Below are 16644 nucleotides of genomic sequence, written 5' to 3' on the forward strand. Positions count from 1 at the left end.
TGCTTTTTGAGCGCGTTCAAAATACGGGGAGGCAGTGCGGTGCGGGGTGGGGCGAAGGCCGCGATCGTGGGCGGGGTGTTCCTCGCGATGGCCGGCGGGGCCGGGTACGGGGTGTACAGCCTGTGGGACGAGCCGCTGGGGTCGGCCGGGGCGCAGGCGGAGCTCGCGTCGGGACCGCCGGACGCGGCCGAGACGCGGCGCACGGCGACGGAGTTCCTGGCGGCCTGGGCGGCGGGTGACGCGGACCGGGCGGCGCGGCTGACGAACAACCAGGAGGCGGCGCGGGTGGCGGTCGCCGGTTTCCGCGACGAGGCGCACGTCACCGGGGCCGTGATCACCGCGGGGCGGCCGGTGGGGACCAGGGTGCCGTTCACGGTCCGCGCGCAGGTGTCGTTCGGGGGGAAGACGAAGCCGCTGTCGTACGCGTCGGAGCTGACGGTGGCGCGGGGCGTGACCACGCGGGCGCCGCTGGTCGACTGGCAGCCGTCCGTGATCCACCCGCAGCTGCGCCGCGGTGAGTCGCTGCGCGCGGGCTCTCCTGCCAGTCCGCCGGTGCAGATCACGGACCGGCACGGGAAGGTGCTCACGGCCGAGCGGTACCCGTCGCTGCGGCGGGTGCTGGACGAGCTGCGCAGCCGGTACGCGGCACAGGCGGGCGGGTCGGGCGGCAGCGAGCTGTGGATCGAGCCGGCCGCCGCGGACGCGCCCCGGCGGAACCTGCTGACGCTGGACCCGGGCCGGCCGGGCCGGATCCCGACCCGGCTGGACGCGGGGGTGCAGGCGGCGGCCGAGCGGGCGGTCGCCGGGCGGGCGAACGCCTCGGTGGTGGCGCTCCGGCCGAGCACGGGGGACGTGCTGGCGGTGGCGAACCACCGTGCGGACGGGTTCGACGCGGCGCTGCTCGGCACCACGCCGTCCGGCTCCACCCTGAAGATCGTGACGGCGGCGATGCTGCTGGACCGGGGGCTGGTGGCGGCCGGGCGGCCGGCGCCGTGCCCGGAGACGGTGTCCTGGTACGGGAAGTCGTTCCGCAACCAGGGCGGTTTCTCGCTGCCGGCGTCGGCGACGTTCGGGACGGCCTTCGCCCGGTCCTGCAACACGGCCTTCATCAAGCAGATCAAGCAGGTCGACGACGACGCGGCGCTGCCGCGGGAGGCCCGCGAGGTGTTCGGGCTGGGCCTGGAGTGGCAGACCGGGGTGTCCACCTTCGACGGCGACGTGCCGGAGTCGACGGGCGCCGAGTCGGCCGCCGCGTACATCGGGCAGGGCCGGGTGCGGATGAACCCGCTGACCGTCGCCTCGGTGCTCGCGACCGCGCAGACGGGCGTGTTCCGGCAGCCGCTGCTGGTGCCGGCGGAGCTGGGCGGTCGGCAGGTCGCGGTGGCGGAGCGCCGGATGAAGCCGGCGGTCGCGGCGCAGCTGCGGCAGATGCTCCGGCAGACCGCCGTCTCCGGGACGGCGGCCGCGGCGATGGCCGGGGTGCCGGGGCCGAAGGGGGCGAAGACCGGTTCGGCCGAGGTCGACGGCGCGGTGAACCCGGACAGCTGGTTCACCGGCTACAGCGGCGACCTGGCCGCCGCGGCGTTCGTCGCGGGCGGCGGGCACGGCGCGGAGGCGGCGGGCCCGCTGGTCGCCGCGGTCCTCAGGGCGGGCTGAGCCCGGGCCTCCACGCCGGGGCCCTCATGCCCGGCCTCCGGACGGACGGGCCGCCCCGGACCGCTCTACGCCGGTACGGACTTCAGCGCGCGGATCAGGGCCTGGGCGCGGGGGTCGGCCGTGACCGACTTGGCGAGCGTGTTGGTGACGTAGCCGAAGGCCAGGCCGGAGTCGGGGTCGGCGAAGCCGAGGGAGCCGCCGCGGCCGGGGTGTCCGTACGAGGCTGGGGAGAGCAGCGGGGAGGCCGGGCCGTGCAGCATGAAGCCGGGGCCGAAGCGGGTGCTGACGACGAGGACCCGGTCCGGGCCGGCGGACTGCTCGGTGCCGGCGAGGGCGGTGGTCTGCGGGGCGAAGAGCCGGCGGCCGCCGTCTACGGGGCCGAAGGTGGCGGCGTAGAAGCGGGCCAGGGCGCGGGCGGTGGCGATGCCGTTGGAGGCGGGCAGTTCGGCGGCCCGGTAGGCCGGGTCGTTCTCGTCGGGCAGCGGGTCGATCGCGGCGAAGGCCTGCCGGGTGAGGGAGGCGGGGTCGTCCCAGGCGGCGGTGACGTTGCGCCGGGGGCGGGTCTTGAGGGCGCCCGCAGCTGCCGGCGGGGCGGCGACGGCGGCGACCCGGCCGACCCGGTGGGCGCGGTCGGCGGGCAGTCCGACCCACAGGTCGAGGCCGAGCGGGCCGGTGATCTCGTCGGCGAGCCAGCTGCCGAGGGAGCGGCCGGTGACCCGCAGGACCAGTTCGCCGAGCAGCCAGCCGTAGGTCTGGGCGTGGTAGCCGTGGTCGGTGCCGGGCTCCCAGGCGGGCTGCTGGGCGGCGACGGCGCGCGGTCCGGTGGTGCCGTCGGCGGCTTCGGCGGGGGTCAGTCCGGTGTCGAGGGCGGGCACGCCGGCGCGGTGCGCGAGCAGGTGGCGGACCAGGGTCCGGTCCTTGCCGCCGGCCTTGAACTCGGGCCAGTACGAGCCGACCGGCGCGTCGAGGTCGAGCAGGCCGCGTTCGTGCAGGAGCAGCGGGACGGCGGCGGCGACGCCCTTGGTGGCGGAGCGGACGATCTGGGCGGTGTCCTCGGCCCAGGGCGCGGTGCCGGGGCCGCCGTCGGCGTCGCGTATGCCGCCCCACAGGTCGACGACCTTGTGTCCGTCGCGGTAGACGGCGACGGCTGCGCCGCGGTCGCCGCGCTCGGCGAAGTTGCGGACGAAGGCGTCCCTGACCGGCTCGTATCCGGCCGCCACGCTGCCCTGGACGTCCACGTCGTGCTCCTCGGAATACCGCTCCGGCGCCCCTGCGGCGCCGACCCACATGGTGCAACGTGGAACGGATCCGTGTGCTTCCGGGGTCGGGAGCGGCCTCCCCGGAGTCGGTCCTAGATGGCCGGCACCGTCCGCGGGTCGAAGCCGAACGGCAGCTCCAGGCGGTGGGCGCGCATCAGCTCCTCGTCGCACAGGAGGTCGCGGGTCGGACCGTCGGCGGCGATGACGCCTTCGCTGAGGACGACTGAACGCGGGCACAGCTCCAGGGCGTACGGCAGGTCGTGCGTGACCATGAGGACGGTGACGTCCAGGGAGCGCAGGATGTCGGCGAGTTCGCGCCGGGACGCGGGGTCGAGGTTCGAGGACGGCTCGTCGAGGACCAGGATCTCCGGCTCCATCGCGAGGACGGTCGCGACCGCCACCCGGCGGCGCTGCCCGAACGACAGGTGGTGCGGCGGCCGGTCGGCGAAGCCGGCCATGCCGACCCGGTCGAGGGCGGTGCGCACCCGCTCGTCCAGCTCGGCGCCGCGCAGTCCGGCGGCGGCCGGACCGAAGGCGACGTCCTCGCGGACGGTCGGCATGAACAGCTGGTCGTCGGGGTCCTGGAAGACGATGCCGACCTTGCGGCGGATCTCGGCGACGTTCCGCTTGTCTACGGGCAGGCCGGCGACGCGGACGGTGCCGACGCCGCCGCCGAGGATGCCGTTGAGGTGCAGCACGAGGGTGGTCTTGCCGGCGCCGTTCGGTCCGAGCAGGGCGACCCGCTCGCCGCGGCCGACGGTCAGGTCGACGCCGAACAGGGCCTGGTGGCCGTCCGGGTAGGCGAAGGCGAGGCCGGTCACGTCGAGCGAGGGCGGGGGCGTGCTGGTCACAGGGTCCGTCCGATCAGGCAGACGGCCAGGGCCGCCGCGGGCAGGGCGGCCGCGTGCGCCCACTGCGCACGGGAGGCCGTCACGTCGTCGATCACCGGCATGGTGCCGGTGTAGCCGCGGCTGACCATGGCCAGGTGGACCCGCTCGCCGCGTTCGTACGAGCGGATGAAGAGGGCGCCGGCGGTCTTGGCCAGGACGCCCCAGTGCCGGACGCCGCGTGCTTCGAAGCCGCGGGAGCGGCGGGCGATCGACATCCGGCGCATCTCGTCGGTGATCACGTCGCCGTAGCGGATCATGAACGAGGCGATCTGCACCAGCTGGGCGGGCAGCCGCAGCCGCTGGAGGCCGAGCAGCAGTTCGCGCAGTTCGGTGGTGCCGGCGAGCAGCACCGAGGCGGCGACGCCGAGGGTGCCCTTGGCGAGGACGTTCCAGGCGCCCCAGAGCCCGGAGACGCTGAGGGAGAGGCCGAGGACCTCGGTCCGCTCGCCTTCGGCGACGAACGGCATGAGCACGGCGAAGGCCACGAACGGGATCTCGATGAGCAGCCGGCGCAGCACGAAGCCGGCCGGGATCCGGGCGGTGGCGGCGACGCCCGCGAGCAGCACGGCGTAGCCGCCGAAGGCCCATACGGCCTCGCGCGGGGTGGAGACGACGACCACGACGAAGGCGAAGACCGCGGCGAGCTTGCAGTGCGGCGGCAGCCGGTGGACGGGCGAGTTGCCGGACCGGTAGAGCCGGTGGGCGTGGCCGGCGCCCATGTCAGGCGGCTCCGCCGGAGGTGGCGGCGGGGGCGGGCGCCGGGGCGTCGGCGGAGCGGCGGCGGACCGCCCAGAAGATCCCGGAGCCGACGACGACGGTGGCGCCGACGCCGATCACGCCGGCCAGGCCGCCGGAGAGGCGGGCGTCGTCGACGTCCTTGACGCCGTAGTCGGCGAGCGGGGAGTCCTTGGCGGCGTGCTCCTCGACGGTGGCGTCGATGCCCTGGTCGGCGGCGACCTTCTCCAGGCCGTCGGGGCTGGCGGAGGCGTAGAAGGAGACGATGCCGGCGAGCACGAGCGCGGTGCCGAGGCCGGCGGCCAGGAAGGTGCGGGTGGACCGGGCGGCGGCGGGCGCGGGCGCCGCGGCGGGCGCTTCGACCAGCTCGCCGCCGACGCGGAGCCGGAGCGGGGCGGTCAGGCCGCGGGCTCCGTGGACGAGGTCGGGGCGGACGGCGAGGACGGCGCCGACGGTGGCGGCGGTGATGGCGGCCTCGCCGATGCCGATGAGGGTGTGGACGCCGACCATCGCGGTGAGGACCTTGCCCAGCGAGACGTCGGCGGTGCCGCCGACGGCGTAGAGGGCGGTGAAGGCGGCGGCCGCGGCCGGTACGGAGACCAGGGCGCCGGCGAAGGAGGCCACGGTCACCGAGCGGCGGGTGCGGGGCAGCACCGCGAGCAGGCCGCGGAAGACGGCGTATGCGACGAGGACGGTGACCACGCCCATGACGGAGATGTTGACGCCGAGGGCGGTCAGGCCGCCGTCGGCGAAGAGGAGGCCCTGCATCAGGAGGACCACGGAGATGCAGAGCACGCCGGTGTAGGGGCCGACGAGTATCGCGGCGAGGGCTCCGCCGAGCAGGTGTCCGCTGGTGCCGGCGGCGACCGGGAAGTTGAGCATCTGGACGGCGAAGACGAATGCGGCGACCAGGCCGGCGAGCGGTGCGGTGCGGTCGGCGCCGGCCAGGGCTCCGCTGCCCGCTCCGGCGAGTTCGCGGCGCGCGCCGCGCAGGCTGACGGCGACGGCGCCGGCGGCCACGACGCCGGCGGCGACGGAGACGGGTGTGTTGATGAATCCGTCGGGCACATGCATGGGGAGGGCTCCGCTTCCTGCGGTGTCGGAGGTCTGCGCTGCTTACAGGACCTTTAACCGCTCAAGAATAGTGCTCACCTGCAAACCACATGCAAGAGCGTCCACATCACGAAAAGCAGGAGGGGTGGCACAGGAGGCGCACAAAAGCGGAGGTAAAAATCACCTCAATATGCAACATTTATATGCAAAGAGGATCGAGTGGGGGGCCGAGGACCAGAGGAGCGGGCCGTGACTTCTGCGCCGATCGAAGAACGGGTGCGCGCACGCGTGATCACCGACGACCCGCTCTACCGCGCGATACCGGTCGCCCTCCGCTTCGCCCCGGCCGAGCCGCTGGCCGTACGCATCGTCTTCCCGCCCGGGCTCTCCCCCGAGGGCACGGAGAACGAGTGGGTCTTCTCCCTGACCCTGCTGGAGACCGGCCTGCAGTCGCCGACCGGCAGCGGGGACGTCCGGGTCTGGCCGGCCGGGCGGGTGCAGACCGTGGTCGAACTCCACTCGCCGGAGGGGGTCGCCGTGGTCCAGTTCGACAGCGCGGCGCTGCGCCGCTTCCTGCGCCGTACGTACGCGGCGGCCCGCCCGCACCACCCGGATGGGGGTACGGACGGGCCGCCGGTTTCCGCGCAGGGGATGCCGCGGGCGAGGCGCTGAGCGCCGTCAGGCGTTGACCAGCCGGCGGTCGGTGTCCGGGTCGTCCTGGCCGCGGCCGGCCTCGCCGGACTCCAGGTGCTTGCGCAGGCCCTCGCCCTCGACGTCCACGTTGGGCAGGAGCTTGTCCAGCCAGCCCGGCAGCCACCAGGCCTTGTGGCCGAGCAGCGCCAGCACCGCGGGCACGATCGCCATGCGGACGACGAACGCGTCGAAGAAGACGGCGATCGCCAGGCCGAAGCCGATCATCTTGACCATCTGCTCGCTGGAGCCGATGAAGCCCGCGAACACCGCGATCATGATCACCGCGGCGGCCGTGACCACCCGGGCGCCGTGGTGGAACCCGGTCACGATGGCCTGGCCGGGGCGCTCGCCGTGGACGTACGCCTCGCGCATCCGGGTCACGAGGAAGACCTCGTAGTCCATCGCGAGGCCGAAGACCACGCCTACCATGAAGATCGGCATCATGCTCATGATCGGACCGGTCTGCTCCACCCCGAAGAGCGAGCCGAGCCAGCCCCACTGGAAGACCGCGACGACCGCGCCGAGGGCGGCGACCACGGAGAGCAGGAAGCCGAGGGCCGCCTTGAGCGGGACCAGGACCGAGCGGAAGACGAGCATCAGCAGCAGGAAGGCGAGGCCGACGACGAGCGCCAGGTAGGGCAGCAGCGCGTCGTTCATCTTCTGCGAGAAGTCGATGTTCATCGCGGTCTGGCCGGTGACCAGCACCTGGGCGCCGGTGTCCTTCTTGATGCCGGGACCCGCGTCGCGGATCTCGTGGACCAGCGCCTCGGTCTTCTCCGAGGACGGGCGGTCCTTGGGGATCACGGTGACGGTCGAGGTGTTGCCGGCCTTGTTCGGCATGCCGGGCACCACGGCCGCGACCCCGTCCATGCCCTTGACCGTGTCGGTGACCTTCCGTACGGCCTGGTCCAGGTCCTTTGCGTCCTTGCCGTCGACGATCATCAGCAGCGGGCCGTTGAAGCCCGGGCCGAAGCCGTCGGAGAGCAGGTCGTACGCCCGGCGCTGGGTGGTGGAGGTGGGCTGGGAGCCCTCGTCCGGCAGGCCCATCTCCAGCTTGGAGACCGGGACGGCCATCGCGCCGAGGCCGATCACGCCGACGAGCAGCACGACGAGCGGGCGGCGCAGGACGAAGCGGGCCCAGCGGGTGCCGCCGTTGGGCTTGTCGGCCGCACCGGCCGGCTTGCCCTTGCCGAACAGGCGGGACTTGGTGCCGGCCGGCAGCACCCGCTTGCGGGCGAAGCCGATCATGGCCGGGACCAGCGTCAGGGCGACGAGGACCGCGATGACCACGGTGCCCGCGGCCGCGAAGCCCATCTTGCTGAGCATCGGGATGTTGACGACGGCCAGGCCCACCAGGGCGATGACCACGGTCAGACCGGCGAACACCACGGCGGAGCCGGCGGTGCCGACGGCCCGGCCGGCCGCCTCTTCCTGGTCCCGGCCGTCGGCCAGCTCGGCCCGGTAGCGGGACACGATGAAGAGCGCGTAGTCGATGCCGACCGCGAGGCCGATCATCATCGCGAGCGTCGAGGTGGTGGAGCCCAGGTCCAGGACGTTGGCCAGCGCGGTGATCGAGGAGATGCCGATGCCGACGCCGATCAGCGCGGTCAGCAGCGGCAGGCCGGCGGCCACCAGCGAGCCGAAGGTGATGACGAGGACGATCGCCGCGACCGCGACGCCGATGATCTCGCCGGAGCCCTGCTCCGGCATGGTCATCAGCGCGTCACCGCCGATCTCGACGGTCAGGCCGGCCTCCTGGGCCGCCTCCCCGGAGTCCTTCAGGGCCTCCCGGGTCTCCTCGGTCAGCTCCATCGAGCTGACCTTGTACGAGACGGACGCGTAGGCGGTGTCGCCGCTCTGGCTGATCGCCTTGCTCTGGTACGGGTCGGCGACGTTGGCCACCTGGTCGGAGCCGCCGCGCAGGCCGTTGACGGTCTTCTCGACCTCGGCCTTCACGGCGGGGTCGGTGACCTTCTTGCCCTCGGGCGCCTTGAAGACGACGCGGGCGGTGGCTCCGTCGGCGCGCTGGCCGGGGAACCGCTCTTCCATCAGGTCGAAGGCGCGCTGGGCCTCCGTGCCGGGTATCGAGAACGAACCGGCCTTCGGGGTGCCTGCGGAGGACGCGCCGACACCGGCGAGCACCAGCAGTGCCACCCATATGAGGGCGACGAGGCCGCGGCGCCGGAAGGCGCCCCTGCCGAGTCGGTACAGGAAGGTTGCCACGGGGTGGTACTCCCGTTCAGGTCGTGGTTGGGAAGGGCATGCGGAAGCCGGCCCGACGACGAGAGCGGCGTGTCAGGTGGTCCTGCTGGGGTGGAGCATTCGGATCTTTCAGATCCCGAGGGCGGGGAAGACCACGGAATCGATGAAGTCGGAGAGGAAGGCCCGGTCGACGGACCGGTCCTCGATCAGCGGGAGCGCGATGAACGTCCCGATGAGCATGTGCGGCACGAACCGGAGGGCCGGGCAGTCCGGGGCCACCTCGCCCCGGTCCACGGCCCGCTGGAGCATCGCCTGGAGGCCGGTGATCTCGGGGTCGACGAGGAGTTCCCGGAGCGCGCGGTGGAGTTCCGGGCTCTCGTGCACCGCATGGGTCAGGCCCCGCATGAGCGCGGTGTCCTTCGCCATCTGCGCGTCGTCGGACAGGTCGACCATGCGGCCGAGGTCCCCGCGGAGGCTGCCCGTGTCGATCTCCCGGAGGGAGACCGGCTGGGTGCAGCGCAGCGCCCTGGCGACCAGCTCGGGCTTGCTCCCCCACTGGCGGTAGAGGGTGGCCTTGCTGGACTTGGTGCGGGCGGCGACGGCATCCATGGTCAGCGCCTCGTAGCCGACCTCCCGCAGGAGGTCGAGGACCGCCTCGTGCAGCTCGGCCTCCCGCTCCGGGGTGATCCGGCTGCGCCGGGACGTGACCGTGTCGGCCATCTCCGGACTCCCATCCGAACGAAACTGTTTCGTACCGATGAAGACGATACCTCGGAGCCCATGCGAAACGAAACCGTTTCGTTTCGACTTTGGCAGCTGCTGCGGGTGATCTGGCTCACCAGTACGAGTTGCCGGGCCCCCCTGGCGCGGAAAGCATTGGGGGGTGAGCCACGACGTCGCGTACCTCCGGTTCCCGCACCTGCACGACGACCTGCTGTGCTTCGCCGCCGAAGACGATCTGTGGGTGGCGCCCCTGGCACCCGAGGGGGTGACGCCCGGCCGGGCGTGGCGGATCACCGTCGACCGCACCCGGGTCGGCCACCCCCGCTTCTCGCCCGACGGCCGGCACATCGCCTTCACGACCTGGCGCAGCCTCGACCCCGAGATCCACCTCGCCCCCGTGGACGGCGGGCCGGCCCGCCGGCTCAGCTACTGGGGCTCGACCGACACCCGGGTCTGCGGCTGGACCCCGCCCGGCGAGGACGGCCGCAGCGACATCCTGGCCGTGTCCTCGCACGGCCAGCCGTTCTCGTACTACTCCTGGGCCTACAGCCAGCCCACCGACGGCAGCCCGGGCGGCCGGCTGCCGTGGGGTCCGGTCAGCGACATCGCCGTGCACGAGCAGGACGGCGAGCGCCGCACCCTGCTGCTGACCGGCAAGCCGCCGCACGAGCCGGCCGCCTGGAAGCGCTACCGCGGCGGTGCCACCGGCCGGCTGTGGCTGCACGGGAAGCGGCTGCTGGAGGGCCTCGGCGGGCACCTCGACTCGCCGATGTTCGTCGGCGGCCGGATCGCCTTCCTCTCCGACCACGAGGGCGTCGGCAACCTGTACTCCTGCCGGCCCGACGGCACCGACCTGCGCCGGCACACCGACCACGAGGAGTTCTACGCCCGACACGCCGCCAGCGACGGCACCCGCGTCGTCTACCAGTGCGCCGGCGAGGCCTGGCTGGTGGAATCGCTCGACACGGACGCCGGGCCGCGCCGGCTGGACGTCCGGCTCGGCGGCCCGCGCGCCGGCCGCCGCACCTACTCGGTGCCTGCCGCCGCCCACGTGGACGGCCTGTCCGTGGACGCGACCGGCCGGGCCAGCGCGGTCGCCGTCCGCGGCAGCCTCTACTGGCTCACCCACCGCGACGGCCCGGCCCGCGCCCTCGCGGACGACCCCGGCGTGCGGGTGCGGATGCCCGAGATGCTCGGCCGCGGCGGCCAGGTCGCGTACGTGACCGACGCGGAGGGCGAGGACGCGATCGAGATCGCCTACCTGCCCCGGGCCAGCGGCGCCCGGTCCCCGCGCCGGCTGGCCGCCGGACGGCTGGGCCGGGTGCTGGAGATGGTCGCCGACCCGGACGGCGAGCGGATCGCCGTCGCCTCCCACGACGGCCGGCTGCTGCTGGTGGACGCCACGGAGGCGGCGGAGCCGGAAGAGACGGAAGATCAGGGAGAGGCGGGAGAAGCGGGAGAAGCGGGAGAAGCGACGGAGGCCGGCGAGGTCACCGAGCTGATCCGGTCCACCAACGGGCCGGTGACCGACCTCGCGTTCTCCCCCGACGGCGACTGGCTGACCTGGTCGCACCCGGGCGTCGGCCGCTCGCTGCGGCAGATCAAGATGGCCCGGATCTCCGGCCCCGGCGCCCGCACCATCGTGGACGTCACCAACGGCCGCTTCGAGGACGAGAACCCCGTCTTCACCCGGGACGGCCGCTACCTGGCCTTCCTGTCCTGGCGCGGCTTCGACCCGGTGTACGACGTGCACACCGGGGACCTGTCCTTCCCGCTGGGCTGCCGCCCGTACCTGGTGCCGCTGTCCTCGGCCACCCCCTCCCCGTTCGCGCTCTCCCCCGACGGGCGGCCCGCGGCGGGCGGTCTGGACCCGGTGGAGTCGGACTCCGACGGCGGTGCGGTGACCGTGGAGGCCGAGGGGCTGGAGAGCCGGGTGACCCCGTTCCCGGTGACCGCCTCGAAGTACTCGGCGCTGCACCCGGTCAGCGGCGGCGGTCTGGTGTGGCTGCGCTGGCCCATCTCGGGCGCGCTCGGCGAGACCTTCGCCAACCCGGCCGACACCTCCGGCAAGCCGACCCTGGAGCACTTCGACATCACCAAGGCCCGGCGCACCGAACTCGCCTCCGGGCTCGACTGGTTCGCGGTCAGCGGCGACGGCAGCAGGCTGGTGCTCAACGACGACGGCGACCTGCGGGCGGTGCCCGCCACCGAGTCCGGCGACGGGGACTCCACCGTCTACCTGGACATGCGCCGGATCCTGCACGAGGTGGACCCGGCCGCCGAGTGGCGGCAGGCCTTCGACGAGGCCGGCCGGCTGATCCGGGCGTACTTCTGGGAGCCGCAGATGTGCGGCATCGACTGGGACGGGGTCCTCGCCCAGTACCGGCCGCTGGTCGAACGGGTCGCCTCCCCCGACGAGTTCGCGGACCTGCTGCGCGAGGTCCTCGGCGAACTCGGCACCTCCCACGCGTACGTCGCCCCGGCCCGCCGCAACGAGGGACCACCGCACTACCAGCGGGCCATGGGCCTGCTCGGCGCCAACTTCGTGCCGAGGGACGGGCAGTGGATGGTCCGCCGGATCCTGCCCGGCGACTCCTCCGACTCCAAGGCCCGCTCCCCGCTGGCCGGCACCGGCATCCGCGAGGGCGCCGTGCTCACCCACGTCGACGGCCGGCCGGTGGACCCGGTCGCCGGGCCGTACCCGCTGCTGGCCGCGGCCGGCGGCACCACGGTGGAGCTGACGTTCACGCCCGCCGAGGGCGAGGGCCCGCCCCGCCGGGTCGCGCTCGTCCCGCTCGTCGACGAGCGGCCGCTGCGCTACCAGGACTGGGTGGCCAAGCGGCGCACCGTGGTCCGCGAGCTCAGCGGCGGCAAGTGCGGCTACCTGCACATCCCCGACATGGGCGGCTCGGGCTGGGCGCAGTTCAACCGCGATCTGCGGCTGGAGGTGTCCCGCCCGGCCCTGATCGTGGACGTGCGCGGCAACGCGGGCGGACACATCAGCGAGCTGGTCGTGGAGAAGCTGAGCCGCCGGATCCTCGGCTGGGACCTGACCCGCAACGCACAGGCGGTGTCGTACGCGTCGAACGCGCCGCGCGGCCCGGTCGTGGCCCTCGCCGACGAGGCGACCTCCTCGGACGGCGACATGATCACGGCCGCGTTCAAGCTGCTCGGACTGGGTCCGGTGGTCGGCCAGCGCACCTGGGGCGGGGTGGTCGGCATGACGGGCCGGCACACCCTGGGCGACGGCACGGTGATCACCGTGCCGATGAACGCGGCCTGGTTCCCCGAGTACGGCTGGTCGGTGGAGAACCACGGCGTGGAGCCGGACCTCGCGGTGCTGCGCACCCCGCTCGACTGGGCGGAGGGCCGGCACGCCCAGCTGGACGACGCGGTCGTGCTGGCGCTGGAGCTGCTGGAGCGCAACGCGGCAGCGGTGCCGCCCGGCTACAGCGACGTACCGGACCGCCGGCGGCCGAAGCTGCCGCCCCGGCAGTAGGTCCGGGCGGCACGACAGGTGCGGCACAACAGCAGGGGCGCATCCACCGTTCCCGGCGGATGCGCCCCTCGGCGCTGTGTGCGTACCCGGTAGCAGTCGGGTGTGGCGCCTTTCCTGAGTACTGCTGGTACTGCTGGTACTGCTGGTACTTCCTGTTTCCTGCGGTTTCCTGCGGTCCGGTCGTCCTGCCGGTCCGGCGGCCGGGGCTACCGGTCGTCGAACTGGTCGCGGATGTCGTCCAGCGGCTGCTGCCGTGGGGACCGCGGTGCCGTGTCCCCGGCCCGGGACGACTTCTCCCGTTCCTGGCCGGCAGCCTTGTGCGCCTGCTCTTCGAGCCGCCGCGCCTTGTCCTGGAACTGATCCTTGAGACCCATGCCGGTCACTCCTGGCGGGGTAGGGGACGGGACCCCGACCAGCCTTGCACGCGGCCTCCTGAGCCGCATGTCGATCAGCGCCGGGCGCGCCTCAGGAGCGGGCCGGCCGGGTGCGTTCGGCCTCGTCGGCGGCCCCGCCGGCGCCGACCAGCCCGGTGGGCGCCCCGTCCAGCCGGCCCGCGAACCGCCGCATCTCGCGGCGGCCGCCGACGGCGATGACCGCGGGCAGGTAGCCGCGGACGCCCTGCATGCCGCGCAGCCACCACTGCGCGTACACGTGGGCGGAGCGGCGCTCGATGCCGGCGACGATGCGGTCGACGGCCGGGCCCAGCGGGTAGGTGCGGTTCGCGGGCCACGGCAGCCGCTGCCGCAGCTCGCGCATGACGTCGTTCGCGTCGGCGCCGCGCACCATGTCGGTGTCGGTCCAGGACAGGTAGCCGACGCCGACCTTGACGCCCTGGTGGCCGACCTCGGCGCGCAGGCAGTGCGCGAAGGCCTCCACGCCGGACTTGGAAGCGCAGTACGCGGTCATCATCGGGGCCGGGGTGATCGCGGCGAGCGAGGCGATCTGGAGGAAGTAGCCGCGGCTCTCGGCGAGTACGGGAAGGAAGGCGCGGGCGGTGACGGCGCCGCCGATCAGGTTGACCTCGATGACCCGGCGCCAGGTGTCGGGGTCGGAGTCGGCGAACGGGCCGCCGCCGGCCACGCCCGCGTTGGCGACGACCACGTCCACCTTGCCGAAGCGCTGCTTGACCTCCTCGGCCACCCGCGCCATCGCCTCGTGGTCGGTGACGTCGGCGTGCCAGTGGTGGCTGTCGGTGTGCAGGCGCTCGGAGACCTCTTTGAGGGCCTCGGGCTCCAGGCCGACGAGGGCGATCTTCGCGCCGCGGGCGGACAGCTTGCGGGCCAGCAGCTCGCCGACCCCGCGGGCGGCGCCGGTGACGACGGCGACCTGGCCTTCCAGACTGTGGCGTGCGTTCACGGCGTCTCCTCCTGGGCGGGCACCTGCGCGGACGGCGTCCCGGAGCGCTCGGACGGGCCGGTCAGGTGGATGCGTACGAGTGCGGTGAGCTGGGCGGTGACGGCCTCCGGCGCCTCGACGGGGGTCATGTGCCCCATGCCGGTCAGCTCGGTCAGGCCGACGCAGTGCGGCAGGGCGGCGGCCAGCCGCCGGGCGTGCACGACGGGCGTGAGCCGGTCCTCGGTGCCGCCGATCACGGCGGTGGGCACCCGCAGGGCGCGGACGCCCGCGTCCAGGTCCAGCGCGGCCAGCACCTGCGACCAGGCGTGCCGCACCCCGGTCGGGCAGGCGTGCACGATCCGGGCGCAGGCCTCCACCTTGGCGGGGGCCGAGCCGGGGCCCATGGTGGCGTACTTGAGGACGGCCCGGGCCACCGGCGTGACCGGCCCGAGCGGGGCGCGGGCGCCGAGGACGGCCCGGGTGAGCCGGGTGCGCAGGCCGCCGGGGCGCAGCGGCAGCACCCGCGCCTCCTCGGTCAGCCGGGAGCTGCCGGTGCTGCACAGCAGTGCGGCGGCGGCGTGCTCGGCGAACTCGGGGCGGCCGGCGGCGGCCATCAGGGTCATGCCGCCCATGGAGTGCCCGGCGAGCACGGCGCGTTCGCCGGGGGCGAGGACGGTGGTGAGCACGGCCACCAGGTCGTCGGCGAGGGCGGTGGTGCTGTGGGCGGCGGCCGCCGGGCTGCGGCCGTGGCCGCGCTGGTCGTAGGCGATGACCCGGTGGTCGGCTGAGAGGGCGCGGACCTGGGCCGCCCAGAAGGCGGTGGAGCAGGTCCAGCCGTGGGCGAGGACCACGGCCGGGGCGTCCGCGGGCCCGTGCTCCTCGACGTGCAGCCGGGCGCCGTCGGCGGAGACCGCCACATGGGTGCGGCGGGGCTCGGGCGGCGCGTAGGGGCCGGTGGTCACGGCCGCGGCGCGGCTCACGCGGCGCCCTCCGCGGCGGGCTCCGGTACGGCTCCGGGCTCCGGTACGGCTCCGGGTTCCGTTGCGGTTCCGGTCCCGGCGGCGGCCACGGGCTGCGGCGCTGCGGCGGGTACTGCGGCCACGGCGGTGCGGACCCGGTCGCGGTGCCGGATGACCTCGTACTCGGTGAGGTCGACGGTGCGGGTCTCGCGCCGGAACTCGCCGGTGGTGCCGGGCCACAGCGTGGTGTTGCGGCCGTTCGCGTCGAGGTACCAGCTGGCGCAGCCGCCGCTGCTCCACACGGTGCGGCTCATCCGGTCCTGGACCCGCCGGTTCCAGGTGTTCACGGCGGACGGGCGGGCCGCGAGCGCCGCCCGGCCCCCCAGGCTGCTGCTCTGGAGGAGGGCCAGCTGGCGGAGGTAGTCGGCCATGTAGTTCAGCTGGGACTCGATCATCAGGATCATCGAGCTGTTCCCGAGGCCGGTGTTGGGGCCGATGATCGTCATCCAGTTGGGGAAGCCGGCGGCGGTGGCGCCGCGCAGCGCCTGCATGCCGTCCTTCCAGGTCCCGGCGAGGCTCTGGCCGTCGGCGCCGATCACCCGGTCGGCGATCGGCAGGTCGGTGACGTGGAAGCCGGTGCCGAAGATGATCGCGTCGACCTCGGTCTCGGTGCCGTCGGCCGCGACCAGGGTGTTCCCGCGGACCTCGGTGAGGCCGGAGGCGACGAGGTCGACGTCGGGGCGGGCCAGCGCCGGGTAGTACTCGTTGGACAGCAGGATCCGCTTGCAGCCGATCCGGTAGTCGGGGGTCAGCTTGGCGCGGAGCGCGGGGTCCTTGATGGCGCGGGCCATGTGGGACTTGGCCAGCGACTCGATCAGCCCGAGCTGTCCGGGCCGCTTGGTGAAGGCGCTGACCTGGAGTTCCCGCAGACCCCACAGGAGGCCGCGGCGGGCGGCCTGGGTGGCGGGGAGCTGCCGGTGCAGCCAGCGCTCGATGCCGGAGATGGCCCGGTCGGTGCGGGGCAGCACCCACGGCGGGGTCCGCTGGAAGAGCGTCAGGCGGGCGGTCTCGCCGGCGATGGCGGGCACGATCTGGATGGCGGAGGCGCCGGTGCCGACCATCGCGACCCGCTTGCCGCGCAGGTCGTAGTCGTGGTCCCAGCGGGCCGAGTGGAAGACCTTGCCGGGGAAGTCGGCGAGGCCCGGGATGTCGGGCATCTTGGGGTCGGAGAGCGGCCCGGTGGCGGAGACGACCACGTCGGCGCGGAGGGTGCCGGTGCTGGTCTCGATCTCCCAGTACAGCTCCTCGGCGTTCCAGCGCATCAGCCGGACCTCGGTGTTCAGCCGGAGGTGGCGGCGCAGCCCGAAGGTGTCGGCGACCTGCTCCAGGTACGCGCGGATGTGCCGCTGCCCGGAGAAGGTGCGCGGCCAGTCGGGGTTGGGTGCGAAGGAGAACGAGTACAGGTGCGAGGGCACGTCGCAGGCGCAGCCCGGGTAGCTGTTGTCCCGCCACGTCCCGCCGACGGAGTCGGCCCGCTCCAGCACCACGAAGTCGGTGATCCCCTCCCTCCGCAGCCGCACCGCAGCCCCGAGCCCTCCGAACCCGGACCCGACCACCGCCACCCGCACGTGCTCGTCCAT

General features: G+C 74.0%; 13 protein-coding genes. 3 read left to right on the forward strand and 10 right to left on the reverse strand.

Annotated elements, in window-relative coordinates:
- The first annotated feature begins 39 nt into the window (after positions 1–39).
- Positions 40–1656 (forward strand): penicillin-binding transpeptidase domain-containing protein, encoded by a 1617-nt coding sequence (locus tag LG634_RS24330; protein ID WP_226736250.1) that lies wholly within the window; start codon positions 40–42, stop codon positions 1654–1656.
- A 65-nt stretch (positions 1657–1721) separates the two neighbouring features.
- Here the strand turns inward: LG634_RS24330 and LG634_RS24335 are convergent, their stop codons facing one another.
- From LG634_RS24335 to LG634_RS24350, 4 genes are all read right to left on the reverse strand, one after another.
- Positions 1722–2945 carry a serine hydrolase domain-containing protein gene (locus LG634_RS24335; RefSeq protein ID WP_226736252.1) on the reverse strand — a complete coding sequence of 408 codons (1224 nt, stop codon included), beginning with the start codon at positions 2943–2945 and terminating at the stop codon, positions 1722–1724.
- Positions 2946–3007: 62 nt separating this feature from the next.
- Positions 3008–3766, reverse strand: a complete 759-nt coding sequence (locus LG634_RS24340; RefSeq protein WP_308072654.1) for an energy-coupling factor ABC transporter ATP-binding protein — start codon at positions 3764–3766, stop codon at positions 3008–3010.
- Positions 3763–4524 (reverse strand): cobalt ECF transporter T component CbiQ, encoded by a 762-nt coding sequence (cbiQ, locus tag LG634_RS24345; RefSeq protein WP_226736254.1) that lies wholly within the window; start codon positions 4522–4524, stop codon positions 3763–3765. Before cbiQ ends, LG634_RS24340 begins: the two co-directional genes overlap by 4 nt.
- 1 nt (position 4525) lies before the next feature.
- Positions 4526–5614 carry an energy-coupling factor ABC transporter permease gene (locus LG634_RS24350; protein WP_226736255.1) on the reverse strand — a complete coding sequence of 363 codons (1089 nt, stop codon included), beginning with the start codon at positions 5612–5614 and terminating at the stop codon, positions 4526–4528.
- Positions 5615–5842: 228 nt separating this feature from the next.
- On the opposite strand from LG634_RS24350, the gene LG634_RS24355 reads away from it, so the two are divergent.
- The gene (locus LG634_RS24355; protein WP_226736257.1) at positions 5843–6265 is read left to right on the forward strand and encodes an SsgA family sporulation/cell division regulator; all 423 of its coding nucleotides are present in this window, start codon (positions 5843–5845) and stop codon (positions 6263–6265) included.
- A 6-nt stretch (positions 6266–6271) separates the two neighbouring features.
- Here LG634_RS24355 and LG634_RS24360 read toward each other — a convergent pair whose 3' ends face one another.
- Positions 6272–8509: an MMPL family transporter gene (locus LG634_RS24360; RefSeq protein ID WP_226736259.1), complete on the reverse strand. Its 2238-nt coding sequence runs from the start codon at positions 8507–8509 to the stop codon at positions 6272–6274.
- 108 nt (positions 8510–8617) lie between these two features.
- Positions 8618–9208 (reverse strand): TetR/AcrR family transcriptional regulator, encoded by a 591-nt coding sequence (locus LG634_RS24365; RefSeq protein WP_226736261.1) that lies wholly within the window; start codon positions 9206–9208, stop codon positions 8618–8620.
- A gap of 163 nt (positions 9209–9371) precedes the next feature.
- On the opposite strand from LG634_RS24365, the gene LG634_RS24370 reads away from it, so the two are divergent.
- On the forward strand, positions 9372–12710 hold the full coding sequence (locus LG634_RS24370; protein WP_226736263.1) for a S41 family peptidase: 3339 nt from the start codon (positions 9372–9374) through the stop codon (positions 12708–12710).
- Between the two features lie 206 nt (positions 12711–12916).
- Here the strand turns inward: LG634_RS24370 and LG634_RS24375 are convergent, their stop codons facing one another.
- The 4 genes from LG634_RS24375 to LG634_RS24390 form a co-directional block, all read right to left on the reverse strand.
- On the reverse strand, positions 12917–13084 hold the full coding sequence (locus LG634_RS24375; protein ID WP_226736265.1) for a hypothetical protein: 168 nt from the start codon (positions 13082–13084) through the stop codon (positions 12917–12919).
- A gap of 91 nt (positions 13085–13175) precedes the next feature.
- Positions 13176–14066, reverse strand: a complete 891-nt coding sequence (locus tag LG634_RS24380; protein ID WP_226736267.1) for an SDR family oxidoreductase — start codon at positions 14064–14066, stop codon at positions 13176–13178.
- On the reverse strand, positions 14063–15025 hold the full coding sequence (locus tag LG634_RS24385; RefSeq protein ID WP_226736269.1) for an alpha/beta fold hydrolase: 963 nt from the start codon (positions 15023–15025) through the stop codon (positions 14063–14065). The genes LG634_RS24380 and LG634_RS24385 overlap by 4 nt, the downstream gene beginning before the upstream one ends.
- Positions 15022–16644, reverse strand: a complete 1623-nt coding sequence (locus LG634_RS24390; RefSeq protein WP_226736272.1) for a flavin-containing monooxygenase — start codon at positions 16642–16644, stop codon at positions 15022–15024. The genes LG634_RS24385 and LG634_RS24390 overlap by 4 nt, the downstream gene beginning before the upstream one ends.

The organism is Streptomyces bambusae, from assembly GCF_020532645.1.
GTDB classification, from domain to species: Bacteria; Actinomycetota; Actinomycetes; order Streptomycetales; family Streptomycetaceae; genus Streptomyces; species Streptomyces bambusae.

What these genes read in the sequence shown, in the direction of transcription:
- LG634_RS24350 (WP_226736255.1), bottom strand. Translation starts at nt 5,614, where the DNA reads ATGCATGTGCCCGACGGATTCATCAACACACCCGTCTCCGTCGCCGCC.
- LG634_RS24375 (WP_226736265.1), bottom strand. Translation starts at nt 13,084, where the DNA reads ATGGGTCTCAAGGATCAGTTCCAGGACAAGGCGCGGCGGCTCGAAGAG.
- LG634_RS24335 (WP_226736252.1), bottom strand. Translation starts at nt 2,945, where the DNA reads ATGTGGGTCGGCGCCGCAGGGGCGCCGGAGCGGTATTCCGAGGAGCAC.
- LG634_RS24365 (WP_226736261.1), bottom strand. Translation starts at nt 9,208, where the DNA reads ATGGCCGACACGGTCACGTCCCGGCGCAGCCGGATCACCCCGGAGCGG.
- cbiQ (WP_226736254.1), bottom strand. Translation starts at nt 4,524, where the DNA reads ATGGGCGCCGGCCACGCCCACCGGCTCTACCGGTCCGGCAACTCGCCC.
- LG634_RS24390 (WP_226736272.1), bottom strand. Translation starts at nt 16,644, where the DNA reads ATGGACGAGCACGTGCGGGTGGCGGTGGTCGGGTCCGGGTTCGGAGGG.